14 protein-coding genes are annotated in these 17,298 nt (G+C 73.9%); 3 read left to right on the forward strand and 11 right to left on the reverse strand.

The genetic code is table 11. The features are described from left to right. Window positions 1–3: 3 nt before the first annotated feature. The 8 genes from ACGFI1_RS02440 to ctaE form a co-directional block, all read right to left on the reverse strand. Window positions 4–1,314, reverse strand: a complete 1,311-nt coding sequence (locus ACGFI1_RS02440; protein ID WP_392782173.1) for a hypothetical protein — start codon at window positions 1,312–1,314, stop codon at window positions 4–6. A gap of 1,155 nt (window positions 1,315–2,469) precedes the next feature. Then, entirely contained in the window at window positions 2,470–3,996 is a 1,527-nt protein-coding gene (locus tag ACGFI1_RS02445) for a penicillin-binding transpeptidase domain-containing protein (protein ID WP_392782177.1), read from the reverse strand. Window positions 3,997–4,579: 583 nt separating this feature from the next. Further along, on the reverse strand, window positions 4,580–5,356 hold the full coding sequence (locus ACGFI1_RS02450) for a hypothetical protein (RefSeq protein ID WP_392782179.1): 777 nt from the start codon (window positions 5,354–5,356) through the stop codon (window positions 4,580–4,582). A gap of 17 nt (window positions 5,357–5,373) precedes the next feature. Beyond that, window positions 5,374–6,501: a glycosyltransferase family 4 protein gene (locus ACGFI1_RS02455; RefSeq protein WP_392740572.1), complete on the reverse strand. Its 1,128-nt coding sequence runs from the start codon at window positions 6,499–6,501 to the stop codon at window positions 5,374–5,376. A 67-nt stretch (window positions 6,502–6,568) separates the two neighbouring features. Then, window positions 6,569–8,188 carry a cytochrome bc1 complex cytochrome b subunit gene (gene qcrB / locus ACGFI1_RS02460; RefSeq protein WP_138640572.1) on the reverse strand — a complete coding sequence of 540 codons (1,620 nt, stop codon included), beginning with the start codon at window positions 8,186–8,188 and terminating at the stop codon, window positions 6,569–6,571. After that, window positions 8,185–9,300: a cytochrome bc1 complex Rieske iron-sulfur subunit gene (qcrA, locus tag ACGFI1_RS02465; protein ID WP_364552918.1), complete on the reverse strand. Its 1,116-nt coding sequence runs from the start codon at window positions 9,298–9,300 to the stop codon at window positions 8,185–8,187. Before qcrA ends, qcrB begins: the two co-directional genes overlap by 4 nt. Further along, window positions 9,297–10,208, reverse strand: coding sequence for a cytochrome bc1 complex diheme cytochrome c subunit (qcrC, locus tag ACGFI1_RS02470; RefSeq protein ID WP_138640570.1), 912 nt, complete (start codon window positions 10,206–10,208; stop codon window positions 9,297–9,299). The genes qcrA and qcrC overlap by 4 nt, the downstream gene beginning before the upstream one ends. 36 nt (window positions 10,209–10,244) lie before the next feature. Further along, window positions 10,245–10,931: an aa3-type cytochrome oxidase subunit III gene (gene ctaE / locus ACGFI1_RS02475; RefSeq protein WP_449201425.1), complete on the reverse strand. Its 687-nt coding sequence runs from the start codon at window positions 10,929–10,931 to the stop codon at window positions 10,245–10,247. Window positions 10,932–10,994: 63 nt separating this feature from the next. Here ctaE and ACGFI1_RS02480 point away from each other — a divergent pair, with 63 nt between their 5' ends. Both ACGFI1_RS02480 and trpD read left to right on the forward strand, forming a co-directional pair. Further along, on the forward strand, window positions 10,995–11,417 hold the full coding sequence (locus tag ACGFI1_RS02480; RefSeq protein ID WP_138640568.1) for a response regulator transcription factor: 423 nt from the start codon (window positions 10,995–10,997) through the stop codon (window positions 11,415–11,417). Between the two features lie 57 nt (window positions 11,418–11,474). Beyond that, window positions 11,475–12,521, forward strand: coding sequence for an anthranilate phosphoribosyltransferase (gene trpD / locus ACGFI1_RS02485; protein WP_301178165.1), 1,047 nt, complete (start codon window positions 11,475–11,477; stop codon window positions 12,519–12,521). Window positions 12,522–12,811: 290 nt separating this feature from the next. Here the strand turns inward: trpD and ACGFI1_RS02490 are convergent, their stop codons facing one another. From ACGFI1_RS02490 to ACGFI1_RS02500, 3 genes are read right to left on the reverse strand one after another with little or no spacing between them, the layout of a single operon-like run. Beyond that, window positions 12,812–13,099 carry an Lrp/AsnC family transcriptional regulator gene (locus ACGFI1_RS02490; RefSeq protein WP_346046534.1) on the reverse strand — a complete coding sequence of 96 codons (288 nt, stop codon included), beginning with the start codon at window positions 13,097–13,099 and terminating at the stop codon, window positions 12,812–12,814. 49 nt (window positions 13,100–13,148) lie between these two features. Continuing rightward, the gene (locus ACGFI1_RS02495; protein WP_386868975.1) at window positions 13,149–13,898 is read right to left on the reverse strand and encodes a rhomboid family intramembrane serine protease; all 750 of its coding nucleotides are present in this window, start codon (window positions 13,896–13,898) and stop codon (window positions 13,149–13,151) included. Between the two features lie 4 nt (window positions 13,899–13,902). Continuing rightward, window positions 13,903–15,702: a DEDD exonuclease domain-containing protein gene (locus ACGFI1_RS02500; protein ID WP_301178106.1), complete on the reverse strand. Its 1,800-nt coding sequence runs from the start codon at window positions 15,700–15,702 to the stop codon at window positions 13,903–13,905. Between the two features lie 302 nt (window positions 15,703–16,004). On the opposite strand from ACGFI1_RS02500, the gene ACGFI1_RS02505 reads away from it, so the two are divergent. Then, window positions 16,005–17,270 carry an NYN domain-containing protein gene (locus tag ACGFI1_RS02505; protein WP_392782186.1) on the forward strand — a complete coding sequence of 422 codons (1,266 nt, stop codon included), beginning with the start codon at window positions 16,005–16,007 and terminating at the stop codon, window positions 17,268–17,270. Window positions 17,271–17,298: the final 28 nt, after the last annotated feature.

The following is a 17,298-nucleotide window of genomic DNA, read 5'->3' on the forward strand; positions in this document are numbered from 1 at the left end:
TCATCACTGCTGCGAGTTCGCACCGTTCGCACTCCTGTTCTCGGTTGCGGCCGCCGCCGGGGCGGCGGCCGTTCCTGCGCCGTCCGCCGGCGAGGGGGCGGGGGACGGTGACGGCGGCGCCGGCTCCTCCTCTTCCGCCGCCGGGACGGGGCCGAGGTTGGCCATCAGGCCCCCCGGGAGCACTTGCAGGGCGCCGCGCTCGGCGAACCCGAGCAGCGGCTTGGCCCGCTCCCGGAACGTCCAGCCGCCGATCTCGGCGCCGTCCAGCGGTACGGTCCCGGTGCCGCCGCGCAGCCCGAACCCGACCTCGGCGCGCGGCGCCTCCGCACCGCCGCAGGGCCGCTCGGTGCCGGTGCCGCCGAGCGCGCCGCCCTGCGCGACGACACCGCCGTCGCGCAGCCGGGTCACGTTCCGCAGCCGGTAGTAGGTGGTCGCGAGGCCGCTCGGATGGATCAGCATCACCATCGCGTTGCCGGACGCGTTGCCGCAGAACCGGTAGAGCCTGCCCTTGGCGGCCGCGACCACGCGGCCGTCGCCGCCGGAGAACGCCAGCGAGGCCAGGGGGCGGGCGGAGCCGTCCGAGGTCGTCATCGCCCAGACCTGGCCGATCTTCCACGGCAGCATCAGCCGGTCGCCGGCCCGGGTGCCGTTGACGAGCGCGGCGGCCCCCTCGGCGGTGACCGTCCCGTACTCGCGCAGCAGCCGGCCCTCCGCCGCCGGCATCACGGCCGCGGGCATGTCGCCGAGCAGCGTCGCGAACGCCGCCCCGCCGGACAGCCCGACCTGCCACCGCTCCCCGGTCCAGTGCGCCGCGTAGAACGCGACCTCCGGGTTGGCGGCGCTGGACTCGGGGACGGGGATCGCGGTCGTGCCGAACACCCAGGTCCGGTCGGCGCTGGTCCGGGTGGCGCCGACGATCGGCGGCTGCGTCGGCGCCGCGCCGTAGGCCTGCCGCGCGGCGGCGCCGCGCTCCTCCAGCGTCAGCTTCCGGACCTGCGCGGCGAGCACCCGCAGGCTGGGGCCGTCCGCCACCGGTCCGGCACCGCCGCCCTCGACGGGCTGCCGGGACGGCTGCCCCGGCTGCGCGGGCGCGTCCGTGCCCGGCTTCGGCGGCTGGATCGCGCGCTGCGAGCCGACCGGCCCGGACGTGCCGCCGAGCGGCCCCCCGTCCAGCAGCGCCCGCTCGGCGATGCCGAGCAGCGAGAGCCCGACGGCGGTGGATAGCACGATCGCGCCGATGCCCAGCCGGTCGCTGGGCCGCCGGCCGCGCCGCGGCCGCGCCTTGGGCCCGGACCGCGCCCCCCGCCGCTCCACCCGCCGCGACCGCCCGACCCCCTCGGCCCGCGCGTCGAACCGCGCCGTCCGCGCGTCAGACCGCGGCCTGCGAACCTCACCCGCGGCCCGCGCATCACGCGCATCGAACTGCGCCGTCCGCGCGTCACGCGCGTCAGACCGCGGCGTACGGGCATCACGCGCGGGCCGCGCCCTCCGCGCGTCACGCGCGTCGAACTGCGCGGTCCGCGCGTCAGACTGCGGCCTGCGGGCATCGCGCGTGGGCTGGGCCCTCCGCGCGTCACGCTCAGGCCGTGGTGTGCGGGCGTCGCGCGCGGGCTGTGCCGTCCGGGCGGTGCGTGGGGCCGGGGTGGGTGGTGGTGCAGCAGGTTGCACCGTCGGTACGTCGGTCCGCGTGGCGCGGGAGTCGGACGGGCGGGGGGTGCGCCGGTTGCGGGCCTCGAAGGGGTCGGCGCGGCCGGAGCCCTTGTTGCGCACGGCGAACGGGTCGGACCTCCCGTCGCGCCGCTTCGCGGGCGGCTCGCGCCGTTTCGCGGGCGGCTCGCGCCGTTTCGCGGGCGGCTCGCGCCGTTTCGCGGGCGGCTCGCGCCGCCTGGTGGGCGGGTCGGGCCGCTCCTCCGCCTCGCGGCGCGCGCGGGACCTGCCCTCGCGCCGCTTCGCCTCGCGCCGGCCGGGTTCGCGGCGGGCCGCCTTGCGCCCGCGCTCGAACCAGTCCGGCTGCTCCGACCACCAGGACCCCTCGGGCCACTGGGGCTCCTCGGACCAGCTCGCCTGCCCGGCGGCCGGTCTCGATGAGGGGCGCGCGGGCGTCTCCGCCCACGATGAAACATGCGTGTCGCCCCGGGACGCATGCCCGTTATCGCGTCGCGCCATGCCCTCTCCTGTGGAGGAGACGGAGGGCTCGGCGAACGCCGGTGGCTCCGCGCCGCCGGGCCTCGGGCCCGGCGGCGGTTCCGCTGAGACATCACGGGACCGCGGTGTCGGAGCCCGCTCGCTCCCACCGCGTTCCCCGGACGGATTCTCGGCGAACCCGCCCGATCACTCCGGGAGCATACGCCCTAGGAGTCGTTCTGACGGCAATTGGTGCCAAGAAACCGTCCCGGCCCTATCACCCGGCCGTTCCACTCTCCGGACGAGTACGCATGAACGGCGCAACGGGTTCATTTCTTCTGGCACCTATCGCAGGAACTTCGCGGCGAGGGGCGCCGCCACTTCCGGCCCGGACCCGCCGCCCTGGACGAACACCGCGAACGCGACGTCGTCCCGGTACCCGATGAACCAGGCGTGCGTCCCGCCGGCGAACTCCGCGGTGCCCGTCTTGCCCGCCGTCCCGCCGGGCAGGCCGGCGCCCGCCGCGGTGCCCTCGGTGACGACGGCCCGCATCATCGTGCGCAGCGCCGCCGCCCCGGGCACCGTGCGCGGTGCCGGAACCTCTCCCCCGCCCTCCCGGATCAGCTTCGCCGGCAGCAGCCGGGGCGGGCGCCATGTGCCGTCCGCCGCCGCCGCGGCGACCGTCGCCATCAGCAGCGGGCTCGCCTGGACGCGGCCCTGCCCGATCGCGGCCTCGGCCAGTTCCGCGCCGCTCTGCGGGTCGGGGAAGCTCCCCGCGGCCGCGTCGACGCCGGGCGCGAGGGGGGCGCCGAACCCGAAGCGGTGCGCGCTCGCCGCCAGCTTCGCGGCGCCGAGCCGCTCCACCGCCAGCCGCGCGAACGTCGTGTTGCAGGACGCGGCGAACGCGCCGCGCAGCGTCGTCCGGCCGAGCGCGTGGTCCTCGTCGTTGCGGATCGTGCGCTGCGCGGTGACCACCGAGGCCGGGCAGTCGGCGCCCGTCCCGGCGCCGGCCCCGTCGGCGACCAGCCCGCCCGCCGTGACCACCTTGAACGTCGAGCCGGGCGGGTAGAGGCCGGCGAACGCGCCGAGGCCGCCGAGGCCGTCCGCGACCGCGAGGACCTCCCCGGTGCCGGGCCGGACGGCGACGATCGCGGCCTGGCCGGAAGCGGACGCGACCGCCTTCTCCGCCGCCGCCTGCAGCCGCCGGTCCAGCGTCGTGCGGACCTTCCGGCCCTTCGGCACGTCGAACAGCTTCACCCGGCGCGGCGGCGCGTCGCCGTCCCGCAGCACGATCGCGTACCCGACCTCCTCCTCGTCCGCGTCGAGGCCCGCGGTGATCCCGTCGAGGTAGGGCGCGAGCAGCCCGTCGCGCGGCAGGGCCTTGCCGTCCCGCGCCGCGAGCGTCACCGCCGGGACGCGGACCTGCCCCACCGTCCACGCCCCCTTGCCCTTCAGGCCGGGGTACAGCGTCGCAGGCGTCCACAGGACCCGCCACCGGCCGTCCACGCGGCCCAGCCGGAGCACCGCCTGGAAGGTCCAGTTGCCGTGCCCGGACAGCGTCCGCGTGACGGTGAACGCGGCCTGCGCCGCGTCCTTCCCGGACCGGACGACCGGGCGCGGCTCCACCGCGATCGCCGTGACCAGGAGCCCCCGCGACAGCGCCCGGTACTGCTCGGCGAAGTCGGCCGGCGGGTCGGCGACCAGCTCCCGCATGCCGTCGAGGTCGCCCTCGCCCCAGGCGGTGAAGAAGCCCGCCGCGACCTCCTCGGGCGTGTCGTCCCGCCCGCGCCGCAGCACCCATCCGGCCGTGAGCCCCGCCACCAGCACGACCGATAAGACCACGGCCAGCACCACGACACCGCGAGACCGCATGACCCCTCCTCCACCCCGCCCGCCGTTCGAACACTTGATCATCCCAGTGTCCGAATATTCCGTACATGCGACATAGAGCCGTTTTTGTGGCCGAAACTGGAAGGCGGCTTAGCGACGACTCATCCGTCCCTTAAACCCGCTTTAACGGCGCCCCCGAAGCACCGAAACGCCCCTACCTTCGGAAACGTCAGCGACCGCGGACGGAACGGCGGCAGGGAGGTGGCCCCATTGCATCGATCACCGCGACAAGGGATCGGCCCGGGGGCCGCCCGGCCCCCGGAGCCGCGGTCGGGCACCGCCGAAGGAGCGATCCTCGCGGTGCCGGACGCCGCGGGCCGTGCCCCGCGCTCCCGTCCCGCGGACCCGGTCCGGCGGGCCGGCCCACCACGGCGCACCCCACCTCCAGGTCCTCCACGAGGGCGCCGGGCCGGCCGCGACCGGATCACACCCATCCCCCTCGGCAGGGGCGGGTCCGCGCGGAACGGCCTCCGGGCGCGGGGCACGACCCGGTTCACCCGTCCCCGGCCACACCCAGGGACCGGGCCCTGCCCACGGCGCGGGGGCAGGGCCCTCCTTCTACCTCTCAGCTCGTCCAGGGCAGGCGGACGGCCTCCAGCGCCGGATCCGTCAGGACGGCCTCGATGAGGGACGTCGGGCCGACGATCTTCGTGCCCCACAGGTCCCAGTCGCAGTAGACGACCCAGGACCGGTCCTCGGCCCACAGGTCGGACGGGCAGCTGTTCAGCCCGGGATGGTCGTACAGCGCGGTCGCGTCGCCGAGGCGGCCCGCGAGGACGGTGTCGTCGTCCCAGTCGTTGGTCACCAGCGGGCAGTAGTAGGCCAGGCAGCGGGTGTCCGCGTCGGACGGGCTGTGCCGCAGCAGCACCCCGATGAGCCGGTGCCAGCTCTCCCGGTCCAGGCAGCCCTCCGCGGGCGGCCGGACCGCCGCCGACCAGCTGCCCGCCGGGTGCCCCTGGCGCAGGCAGCGGCTCCCCGGCAGCGCCCCGTCCGGGACGACCGGCTCACCGAAGCCGCGCGCGAGCTCACGCCAGCGCAGCCGCCGCCACCCCGCGCCGGGGTCGCCGGTGCGGCCGAGGTCGACGCCGGTGACGATCGCGCCCTCCAGCAGGTCGCCCACGTCGGACGGACCGGTCAGCCCCGCCGCCGCCACCGACTGGTGGACATCGTCGTGCGTCGTGGTGACCAGGCCGCCCTCCCACACGTACATCGCGTGCAGGAGCCAGGCGGCGTCGGGGCGGCGCGGCGGCTCGAACCCCGAATGGCCGTGGGCCGGATCCAGCTCGCGCAGCCACCGGGCGGCCTCCCCCGGAACGCGGGCCCATGCGTCCTCGATGTCCATAGCCGCATCCTGCCATCTCAGGGCGTCAGCAGGCCGCCCAGCCGGGCGGCCTGGACCTCCCAGCGCCACTCGCGCTCGATCCAGGCGCGGCCCCGCTCCCCCATCGCGCGGGCGCGCGCCGGGTCGGCCAGCAGCCCGGTGAGCGCGGCGGCGATCCCGGCGACCGAGCGGCCCGGCACGACCAGGCCCGTCTCGCCGTCCAGGACGGCGTCGGGCGCGCCGCCGGAGTCGCCGGCGACGACGGGCAGCCCGGTCGCCGACGCCTCCAGGTAGACGATGCCGAGCCCCTCCACGTCCAGGCCGCGGCGGCGGGTCCGGCACGGCATCGCGAAGACGTCGCCCGCGTCGTAGTGGGCGGGCAGCTCCTCCCAGCTCACGCCGCCGGTGAAGACCACGCTGCGGTCGACGCCGAGGGACGCCGCGAGGCGCTGCAGGCGATCCCGGTAGGGGCCGCCGCCGACGAGAAGGAGGGCGGCGTCGGGCTGCTCCCGCAGGACGCGCGGCCACGCGTGGATCAGCGCGTCCTGGCCTTTGCGCGGCACCAGCCGCGACACGCACACCACCACCGGCCGGTCCGCGAGCCCGTGCCGGGCCCGGATCTCCTCGCCGCCCGTGTTCCGGTGGAAGACCTTCTCGTCCACGCCGGGGGCGAGCCGCGCCAGCCGGGCGGCGGCGCCCGGTGCCAGCGCCCGCGCCAGCCGGGTGCGGGTGTACTCGCCGAGGTAGGTCAGCACGTCCAGGTCGTCGCCGATGCGGCGGAGCAGGTGCCGCGCCACCGGGAGCGCCGCCCAGCCCGCCTCGTGGCCGTGCGTGATGCCGACGAGGCGCTCGGCGCCGCGCCGCCGCAGCGCCGGGGCCAGCAGGCCGAGCGGCGCCGCCGCGCCGAACACGACCGAGTCGCAGCCCTCAGCGCGGAGCACGTCCGCGGCCCGGCGCAGCACGCCCGGCTCCGGCAGCATCAGCGAGCCGGGATGCCGGACGACCGGGAACGGCTGCCGCGCGTCGAACTCCGCGGCGCCCTTCCACGCCGGGGCGTACACGACCACCGAGCCGGCCGGGCGGCGGGCCGCGAGGCCGTGCACGAACGCCTGGATGCCGCCGGGCCGCGGCGGGAAGTCGTTGGTGACGAACAGGGTCTTGGTCATCGTCCGGCCAGAATACGGAGAGGCCCGCCACCGCTGCTGCGGTGACGGGCCTCCGACGAGCGTGCGGTCAGTGGCTGATCTCCTGCGACTTGCGGCCGCCCTCGATCTCCTCGTGCTCGTGCTCCTCGACGGGGATGTCGTCGAAGGTCCACGCCCGGTTGAGCCGCGACCGCAGGTGGCCGATCGGGCCCTTCGCCCCGGGCGCCGGGATGCCCGCGGCGTCCCGGTCCGGCGGCTCCGGCCGCGTGTTCTCCTTCGACAGCAGGACGTGCCGCTCCTCGTCGCGCGCCGGCTCGTGGCGCTCGGAGAACTTGCCGTCCGGCGACATCAGGATCACGCCGCTCTCCACGCCGTGCCCGACGATGTCGGCGTCCTTGCGCTGCAGGCCGAGGCAGATCCGCTTCGTCACGATGAACGCGATGACCGGCCCGACGAAGAACGTCACCCGGAAGAACCACGTCGTGGCGAACAGCGACAGGTGGAACTTGTCCGCGAGGACGTCGTTCGCGCCCGCCAGCCACAGCAGCCCGTAGAACGTGACCGCGGCGACGCCCGTCGCAGTGCGGACCGGGGCGTTGCGGGGCCGGGTGTTGACGTGGTGGTGCCGCTTGTCGCCGGTCACCCACGCCTCGATCCACGGCCAGGCCGCCGCGCCGCCGAACACGATGCCGAGCGGCAGGGCCGCCGGGATCAGCACGCTCAGGCTGAGCGTGTGGCCCCAGGCGTTGATCTCCCAGCCCGGCATGATGCGCAGCGAGCCCTCCAGGACGCCCATGTACCAGTCGGGCTGGGAGCCCGAGGAGATGGCGCCGGGGTCGTACGGGCCGAACAACCAGATCGGGTTGATCTGCGCGAACGCCCCCAGCAGCGCCAGGACGCCGAAGGTGAACAGGAAGTAGGCGCCCGTCTTGGCCATGAAGACCGGGTAGAACGGGTAGCCGTAGACCTGCTTCTCGGACTGGTTCTTGACCGGCATCGCGGTGTGCTTCTGCACCCACATGATCATCATGTGCGCGGTGACCATGCCGAGCAGCAGCGCCGGGATCAGCAGGATGTGCACCATGTACAGGCGCGGCACGATGTCCTGGCCGGGGAACTCACCGCCGAACAGGAACATGTACAGGTAGGTGCCGACGATCGGGATGCCCTCGGCCACGCCCTGCGTGATGCGCAGGCCGGTGCCGGACAGCAGGTCGTCCGGCAGCGAGTAGCCCGCGAGGCCCTCCAGCATGCCCAGCGTGAACATGCCGATGCCGATCAGCCAGTTCAGCTCGCGCGGCTTGCGGTAGGCGCCGGTGAAGAAGACCCGGAGCATGTGCGCCAGGATCGACGCCATGAACAGCAGCGCCGCCCAGTGGTGGATCTGCCGCATGAGCAGGCCGCCGCGGACGTCGAAGCTGATGTGCAGCGTCGAGGCGTACGCCTCGGACATCTTCACGCCGTTCAAGGGCTTGTAGGAGCCCTCGTACACGACCTCCACCATGCTCGGCTTGAACCAGAGCGTCAGGAACGTCCCGGTCAGCAGCAGGATGATGAAGGAGTACAGGGCGATCTCGCCCAGCATGAAGGACCAGTGGTCCGGAAAGACCTTCTTCATATTGCGCTTGAAGAAGGTGGTGGACCCGAGGCGGTCGTCGAGGAACGTCAGCGGGGCCTCGACCGCCTTGGGTGCTGTCGCCTCGCTCATCCGCGCTCCCAGAAGCTCGGGCCGACGGGTTCGTGGTAGTCGCTCGTGGCGACGATGTAACCGTCCTCGACCGACAGCGGCAGCTGCGGCAGCGGCCGCGCCGCCGGGCCGAACACGACCTTCGCGGCGTCGGTGGCGTCGAACGTGGACTGGTGGCACGGGCACAGGATGTGGTGCGTCGTCTGCTCGTACAGGGCCGCCGGGCAGCCGACGTGCGTGCAGACCTTCGAGTACGCGACGATCCCGTTGACGTGCCAGTTCTCCCGGCCCTTGGCGGGCTTGAAGTCGCCGGCCGGGACGTTGATCAGGATCGTGACGGCCTTCGCGACCTGGGTGAGCACCTCGTCCTCGGGCAGGTGCTCCTCCATGCCCTCCGGCAGCACGGTGATCATCGAGCCGGGCGCCGAGAAGTCGCTGACCTTCAGCGGCACGTTGGTGCCGTCCACCACCAGGCGGACGCCCTTCTTGCCCTGCGCCTTCGCCTGCTTGACGGCCTCGCCCCAGAAGGTGTGCCGGAGCCTCTTCTCCGGCAGCGGGCCGAGGTCGCGCAGCAGCACCAGCGGGGCCAGCCCGAGCGGCGCGGCGGCGAGCAGCAGCGTGCGGCGCAGCAGCGGCCGCTTGGTGATGCCGCTGTCCTCCGCGCCCTCCATGAAGTCCCGGCTGAACGCCTCCCGGGTCTCCTCGTCCGCCGCCAGCTCGTGCCGCTCCTGGATGATCGGCTTGCTGGTCATCAGCCGGCGCACCCAGATGGTGACGCCGACCGCCATCGACAGGAAGGCCAGCGCCATCGTCCCGCCGAGCCAGAAGTTGTTCTCGCGGGCGTCCAGCAGGCCGTGCATGCCGCCGTCGCGGCCGCTCCAGCCGATGAAGTAGGCGATGAACGCCACGCTCGACACGAACGCGAGCAGGAAGAACGCCGCGACGATGCGCTCGGCACGCTTGGCCGACTGCTCGTCGAGCTGCTCCCCCACGCCCGCGGGCGCCGAGATGTCGTCCTCGGCGAGGAGGGCCTTCTCCCTCGCCGGGGACGGCGTGCCGATCACGCGCTCGCGTCGGCCGCCGTCCTCGCGCGGGCCCGTCGAGCCCGCGGTCTCCTTGTTGTCGTCGCTCATGACTTCTTCAGCTTCTTCGGCTTCTTAGCGGTGATCCACATGGCCGCCAGCACCATCAGGCCGAGACCCACCAGCCAGGCGACCAGGCCCTCGCTCACCGGGCCGATGCGGCCGAGGCCGTTGCCGCCCGGGTTGGGCTCCTCGCGCGTCTGCACCAGGTAGGAGATGATCGCCTGCTTGTCCTCGGGCCGCAGCGTGGTGTCGTTGAACACCGGCATGGCCTGCGGACCGGTCAGCATCGCCTCGTAGATCTGGGTGGGCGTGACGTCGCTGTTGGACAGCGGCGGCGCGTACTTGCCGCCCGTCAGCGCGCCGCCCTGGCCGGTGAAGCTGTGGCACTGCGCGCAGTTGGTGCGGAACAGCTTCCCGCCGAGCGCCACGTCGCCGTTCTTCGGGTCCACGGCGGACGCGGGCGGAACCTCGGGCCCACCGCCGAGCGAGGCGATGTAGGCCCGCAGGTCGGCCAGGTTCTTCTCGGCCTGGGCCTTCTGCTTCTCCGCCGCCTCCCGCTTCTCCGGCTCCTCGTAGTCGGTCTTGATCGAGGTGTTGAAGGTGGGGATCGGCGTCTTGCGCGGCACCTGCGCGCCAGGGTTCATCGCGGGCATGCGGCCCGTGCTGACCTGGAAGTCGACGGATGCGGCGCCCACCCCGATGAGGCTCGGCGCGATGGAGTTGCCCTCGGCGTCCTTCGTGCCCTCGGCGTTCAGCCCGTGGCAGCTCGCGCAGTTCTTGTTGAACAGCTGTTGCCCGTGCTTCAAGTCCTCCGCGGCCTGCGCGGTGCTCTGCGCCTCGGCGCGGTCGGTCTGCGGCGAGAAGCCGGCGTAGATCACGCCGATCGCCGCCAGGGCCGCCAGCACGACGGCGTAGCCCGCCCACGGGCGCCGTCGCCATGCGGTGATCCTTTTCACGGAAATCCCCGTTCGGGTCATGTCGTCGGGATGGGGTCAGAGGTCGAGCAGGTAAACGACCGAGAACAGGCCGATCCACACCACGTCGACGAAGTGCCAGTAGTAGGACACGACGATCGCGCTCGTCGCCTGCTCGTGGGTCCAGCGCTTGGCGGCGTAGGTCCGCCCGAGCAGGAACAGGAACGCGACCAGGCCGCCGATCACGTGCAGACCGTGGAAACCGGTGGCCAGGTAGAACACCGAGCCGTAGGCCGAGGACGAGAAGGTCAGCCCGTCGTGCACGACGAGGTTGTAGTACTCGTACGCCTGGCCCGCGACGAAGTAGGCGCCCATGAGGAACGAGAGGATGTACCACTCGCGCAGACCCCACCGGGCCGGGTTCAGCAGGCTGCCGTCACGCCCGACCTTGCCCGCCTCGGCCTTGAACACGCCCATCTGGCACGTCACCGAGGACAGCACCAGGATGGTCGTGTTCACCGCCGACAGCGGCAGGTCCAGCGGGGCGCCCGGCCACGCGTCTTCACCGGACTGGCCGATCGTCACGGAGCGGATCGTGAAGAACATCGCGAACAGCGCCGCGAAGAACATCAGCTCGGACGACAGCCAAACGATCGTCCCCACGCTGACCAGATTGGGACGGTTCGCCCGTGCGTGAGGTGTTGTCTCTATCGCGGATGCTGTCACGGGCAGCATTATTGCGCCCCCATCCCGTGAGTGACGCATGACCCCCCTCCTAGGGTTCCCCGAGCGTGTTGCCGGAGCCCCCGACCCGGTACCCTCACGTGCATGAGCACCACCCCGGAGAGCCCGATGAAGGTCCTCGTCTACAGCGACGACGCGAACACCCGCGCCCAGATCCGGCTGGCCGTCGGGCGCCGGCCCGCCGCCGACCTGCCGAAGGTCGAGTTCGTCGAGGTCGCCACCCAGCCGGCCGTGGTGGAGCGGCTGGACGAGGGCGACATCGACGTCGCGATCGTCGACGGCGAGGCGCAGCCCGCGGGCGGCCTCGGCGTCTGCCGGCAGGCCAAGGACGAGGTCTACGACTGCCCGCCGTTCCTCGCCCTCATCGCCCGCCGCGACGACGGCTGGCTCGCCACCTGGTCGCGCGCCGACGCCGTCGCGAGCCTGCCGATCGACCCGATGGCGCTGGCGAACGCCCTCGCCGGGCTGATGCGGCAGCGCCTGGAGAACCGCCTGCCCGCCCTGTAGCCCCCGCGCCCGTCCGCCGAAGGGGCGGCCGCACGACACGACGACCCGGTAGGGGACATGGACGCCCGCACGAACTGGCCCGCACTGCTCAACGCCCTCCTGTCGGGCGAGTCGCTGTCCAGCGAGGAGACCTCCTGGGCCATGAACAGCATCATGGCCGGGGAGGCCACCGACGTGCAGATCGCGGGCTTCGCCGTCGCGCTGCGCGCCAAGGGCGAGACCGTCGAGGAGGTCACCGGCCTCGCCGACGGCATGATGGACAACGCCACCCGCATCGAGGTCCCCGGGCACATCGCCGACCTCGTCGGCACCGGCGGCGACCGGGCCCACACCGTCAACATCTCCACGATGGCCGCCGTCGTGGCCGCCGCGTCGGGCGTCCGCGTCGTCAAGCACGGCAACCGCGCCGCCTCGTCCTCCTGCGGCGCCGCCGACCTGCTGGAGCACCTCGGCGTCGCCATCGACCTCCCGCCCGACGCCACCGCGCGCGTCGCCGAGGAGACCGGCATCACCTTCTGCTTCGCGCCGCTCTACCACCCGGCGCTGCGGTACGCGTCCCGGACGCGCAGCGAACTCGGCACGCCGACGGTGTTCAACTTCCTCGGCCCGCTGACGAACCCGGCGCGCCCGTCCGCGCAGGCCGTCGGCGTGTTCCACCCGCGAATGGCGGGCGTCATCGCGGGCGTGTTCGCCGCCCGCGGCTGCTCGTCCCTGGTGTTCCGCGGCGACGACGGCCTGGACGAGCTCACCACCACCGGCACCTCCACCGTGTGGGTCGTCCGCGACGGAACCGCCACCGAGACGACCTTCGACCCCGCCGACCTGGGCATCCCCCCGGCCCAGCCGGACGACCTCCGCGGCGCCGACGCCGAGTTCAACGCCCGCGTCGCACGCGACACGTTCGCCGGCGCCGAGGGCCCGGTCCGCGACATGGTGCTGCTGAACGCGGCCGCGCTCATCACCGCCTACGAGGGCACCCCGCCCGCCGCCGACCTCACCAAGGCCCTCCGAACCGGCTACGACCGCGCAGCCGAAGCCGTCGACTCAGGCAAGGCGAAGGACCTGCTGGCCCGCTGGGTAGAGGTGTCAGCTTCTCTGCGCTGAGTATCGACGCAGGAGGCAACTGGCTCCCCCGCTGTGGGGACGACCTCACACCTTCCGACATCACTGCGCATCGCAGACGCTCTGCCACCCCATGCCCCGTTGTAGGGCTCGCACAACACCAAGCCGCCACCCGCTTGTCGGGGGGGTAGGGGGCGAAGCCCCCACCGGGGGCGTGGGGGCGGAGCTCCCACCGGGGGTTGCCCCGGCGCCTGTAGCGAAGCGCTAGCGAAGCCGGAAGGCGCAGGGGCAACCCCCGACCGCGGGGGGCGTGGGGGGTCGCCCCCCCACAATTAATCAGCGTCCGGTAGGCCCAGCGCGAACGCCTGCTCCAGGTCGTGCTGCGAGTACGTGCGGAACGCTATGTGGGTTTCGGTGCCGACGATGCCCGGGACCTTGTTGATGCGGCCGGGGATGACGTCGTTCAGTTCCTCGTGCCGGCGTACGCGGACCATCGCCATGAGGTCGTGGTCGCCGGTGACGGAGTAGACCTCGCTGACGCCGTCGAGCGCGGCGATCGTCTCGGCCACCTCGTGGATGCGCGCGACGTCGGCCTTGACGAACACGATCGCAGTGACCACTTCACCCTCCCCCTCAGACACGGAACTCTCCGACCCTATCGGGCGCGGGTCAGCCGCGGCTCAGCGCGGCCGGGCGGCGGGCGGGGCCGGCTCGGCGGGCGAGGAGGGCGAAGGCGACGCCGGCCACGAAGCCGTAGATGTGCGCGGTGTAGGCGACGTTGCTCTTCTCGTCGCCCAGTGACAGCCATTGCAGGACGAACCAGTATCCCAGCACGACCCAGACGGGCAGGCGGACGACGATGACGGGTGGTACCCAGCTGACGATGCGGCCTCGCGGGTTGAGGATCACGTAGGCGCCCATCACGCCGGCGATGGCGCCGGACGCGCCGATGAGCGGGACGGTCGAGCCGGGTGAGGTCCATGCGAAGCCGTAGACGGCGACCAGGCCGAACGCCAGGTAGCTCAGGAGGTAGCGCCAGCGGCCGAGGCGGTCTTCGACGCCCATGCCGACGACGAACAGCGCCACCAGGTTGCCGAGCAGGTGCAGTGCCCCGGAGTGCAGGAACATCGAGGTGAACGCGGAGGTCCAGGGCGCCTTCTCGAAGGACGCGGGACCGCATTCGCGGACGATGTCGGTCGGCAGCGGCTGCTGGTCGCCGGTGGTCAGCTCTTTGGGCACCGCGCCGTACTCGTAGGTGAAGTGCGCCGCCCGGCATTCGCGGACGCGGTCCTCGCCGTACCAGGTCGCGAAGTTCGACATGGGCGTGAGCAGGAAGACCACGACGTTGGCCGCGACGAGCAGGTACGTCACCCACGGGACGCGGCGCGCCGGCTGGCTGTCGTAGAGGGGCAGTGCCACAGGGTCACCTTAGTGGGCGGCCGGGGCGCGAGCGGGACGTCTCGGGCCGCTCGTAGGGTCGTTCGTAGGCCTTGTCGATCCATTCGCGCAGGCCCTCGGCGCCGTGCACGGGGCACGTCCACGGGCCGTCGACCTCGACGAGCCGGACGCCGGGCAGGTCGAGCCATCGCAGCACGCACTCCATCTCCTCGGCGGTGGCGCCCGCGGAGGGGGGCGCGCCGAGGGGGACGCCGCCGGGCGCCTCGCCGGAGGGCGGGAACACGGTTTCGGCGGTGGCGATGAGCGCGTCCACGTACGGGCGGGGGTGGGCGCGCGGCGGGACGGTGCCGGCGGCGGCGAGCCGGCCGTAGCGCACCACCGAGAGCTCCCAGCCGCCGTCGAAGGCGGGCCGGGCCGCCACGAGCTCCGGCAGCCGGGACAGGGCGGCGAGCCGCTGGCCTCGCGCGGCGGCCCGGACGAACGCGGCGAGCCGGTCGCGCTGCGCGGCGGCCTCCTCGTAGCGCAGTTCGGACGCGAGCCGGTCGATGCGGACCTGGGCGGCGGCCATCACGGGGCGGACGTCGCCCTCCATGACGGCGCGGGCCGTCCCGGCGTGGACGGCGTAGGCGTCGGGGGACTCGCGGCCGTCGCAGGGCGCGCCGCAGCGCCCGATCTCGGCGAGCGCGCACGCGCGGGCCTTGCCGCGCTCGATCAGCCGGAGCGTCAGCCGCTGGGTGCACTGGCGCAGCGGGACGGCCTCGTGGAGGGCAGCGCGGGCCTCTTCGGCCTGCCGCCGGGACGAGATCGGCCCGAGGTAGCGGGCGCCGTCGGCGCGGCATTCCCGGACGATCGACAGCCGCGGGAAGGGTTCCACGGTCAGTTTCAGCCAGATGGCCCGCTCGGGGAACTTCGAGCGGCGGTTGTAGCGCGGTTTGTGCTCGGCGATCAGCCGCAGTTCGCGGACTTCGGCCTCCAGGCCGGTGGCGCACACGATCGTGCGGACGTTCTCGGCGAGGCCGACCATCTCGCGGACGCGCCAGCGCGTCTCCGAGCCGGTGAAGTAGCTGCGGACCCGGGAGCGCAGGTCGCCGCTCTTGCCGACGTAGAGCACCTCGCCCGCGGCGTCTTCGAACAGGTAGACGCCGGGGGTGCTGGGCACGTCGTCGGCGAGGTGCCGCTTGCGGCGCTGCTCGGGGGTGGGCGCCTTGGCGAAGCCGCGCATCTCCTCCAGCGAGGTGACGCCGAACGAGCCGAGCCGCTCGATGAGGCCGTGCAGGACCTCCGTGGTGGCGCGGGCGTCGGCGAGGGCGCGGTGCGTCGGCTCGTTGGACGTCCGGAAGAAGCGGGCGAGGGTGCCGAGCTTGCAGTTGGGCACCTCGTCCTTGGACAGGACGCGGCGCGCCAGGTCGACGGTGTCGACGACGGGGAAGGCGGGCCAGGCGTACCCGTTCGCGGCGCAGGCGGTCTTCAGGAAGCCGATGTCGAAGGGGGCGTTGTGCGCGACGAGCACGCAGCCGCGCGCGAACTCCAGGAACGCGGGCAGCACCGACTCGATGCGCGGCGCGGCCGTGACCATCGCCGTGGTGATGCCGGTGAGCGCGGTGATGAACGGCGGGACGGGCCCGCCGGGGTCGACCAGCGTGCCGAAGTCGCCGAGTTCCTCGCCGCCGCGCACCTTCACCGCGCCGATCTCGGTGATGGCCGAGTCGGCGGCCGAGCCGCCCGTCGTCTCCAGGTCGACCACCACGAAGGTGACCTCGGCGAGCGGCGTGCCGAGGTCGTCAAGCGTCCCCTGCACTCCCTCAACACCGTGCGCAGCCGTCATGTGCGCGACCGTAGAGGACCCCACCGACAGAAGCCGGGGCCGCTAGGGTTGGGGGGCGCCGGCACGTCCCGCCGGGCGGGGGCCGCGGGGGACGGCTCGGGGGAGCCCGGCGCGCCCCGTCCGTTCGCGCGTCCGCCCTGGTCGGCGCCGGTTAGGACGCGGGGCGGCAGGGAAGACAGAGCCCACCGGCGGCGTAGCCCGGAAGGAGCGGGATCATCGACAGCGGCCCCGAAGCGACCCCCGGCTGCGCGGAGTCCGACGAGAAGCTGGGCAGGCCCCTCCCCGAACCGGTCCGGCAGTCGGTGGTCGAGGCCGCCGCCGAGCTGATCGGGACGCTGCCCGCCGACGAGGTCCCGGTGCCGCTGCGCCGGTTCGCGCGGTTCGAGCGCCGCAAGCGCGCCAAGCTCGCGGGGCAGCACATCGCGGCGGTGCTGGAGAAGGACGCCGCGTTCCGCGGCCGGGTCGCCGAGCCGCTGCGGGAGGCGCAGGCCGACCTGGTCGGGGAGGTCGAGGCGGGGCGGGTGCCGCCCGCCGCCGACCCGGTCCGGGTCGCGGTGCTGGCGTACCTGCTGCGGCCCGCCGGCTGGACGGGGCTCGTCGACGCGGCTCGCGCCGAGCTGGAGCGCTCCGCGAGCGCGTCGGAGGAGGAGGCGGCCGAGCGGCGCGTCGCGGCGCTGAAGGAGGAGCTGGCCGCCGCGCGCTCCGCGCGCTCCGCCGAGCACGAGAAGCTGCGCGCGGAGCTGCGCGAGGTCAAGGCCGAGGTGGCCGAGCTGCGCCGCAAGCTGCACGACGCCCGGACCCGGTACCGGGCGGCGGAGGAGCGCGCGGACACGGTCGTGGCGGACGCCGAGCGGCGGCTGGCCGCGGCCGGGGAGTCGACCGCCGCGGCGGAGAAGGAGGTGCGCAAGCTGCGCGCCCGTGCCGAGCGGGCGGAGACGGCCGCGGAGGCCGCCAAGAGGGCCGCGAGGGAGGGGCGCAACGTCGACGACGTCCGGCTGCGGATGCTGCTCGACACGCTCGTGGACGCGGCGCAGGGCGTCCGGCGGGAGCTGGCGCTGCCCGCGACGATCGTCCGGCCGGCGGACGTGGTCGGCGGGCTGGAGCCGGACCGGCTCGCGCACCGCACGCTGCCGGGCCGGGCCCTGTCCGACAGCGACCCGCAGCTGCTCGACCGGCTGCTGGCGCTGCCGCAGGTGCACCTGATCGTGGACGGCTACAACGTCACGAAGACCGGCTACGGGGAGCTGCCGCTGTCGGACCAGCGCAGCCGGCTCGTGTCCGGGCTCGGCGGGCTGGCCGCGCAGACCCGCGCCGAGGTGACCTGCGTGTTCGACGGCGCGGAGCTGGACGCGCCGGTGGCGATCGCGGCGCCGCGCGGCGTCCGGGTGAAGTTCAGCGCCCCCGGGCAGACCGCGGACGAGCTGATCGGCGAGCTGGTGCAGGCGGAGCCGCCGGGCCGTCCCGTGGTGGTGGTGTCCTCGGACCGCGAGGTCGCCGACGCGGCGCGGCGCGCCGACGCCCGGCCGTGCCCGTCCACGCTGCTGCTGCGCCGGCTCGGCCGGTCCTGACCGGGCGCCACCGGTTAAGGACGGTTTA

The organism is Actinomadura geliboluensis, from assembly GCF_043197915.1.
Taxonomy (GTDB): domain Bacteria; phylum Actinomycetota; class Actinomycetes; order Streptosporangiales; family Streptosporangiaceae; genus Spirillospora; species Spirillospora geliboluensis.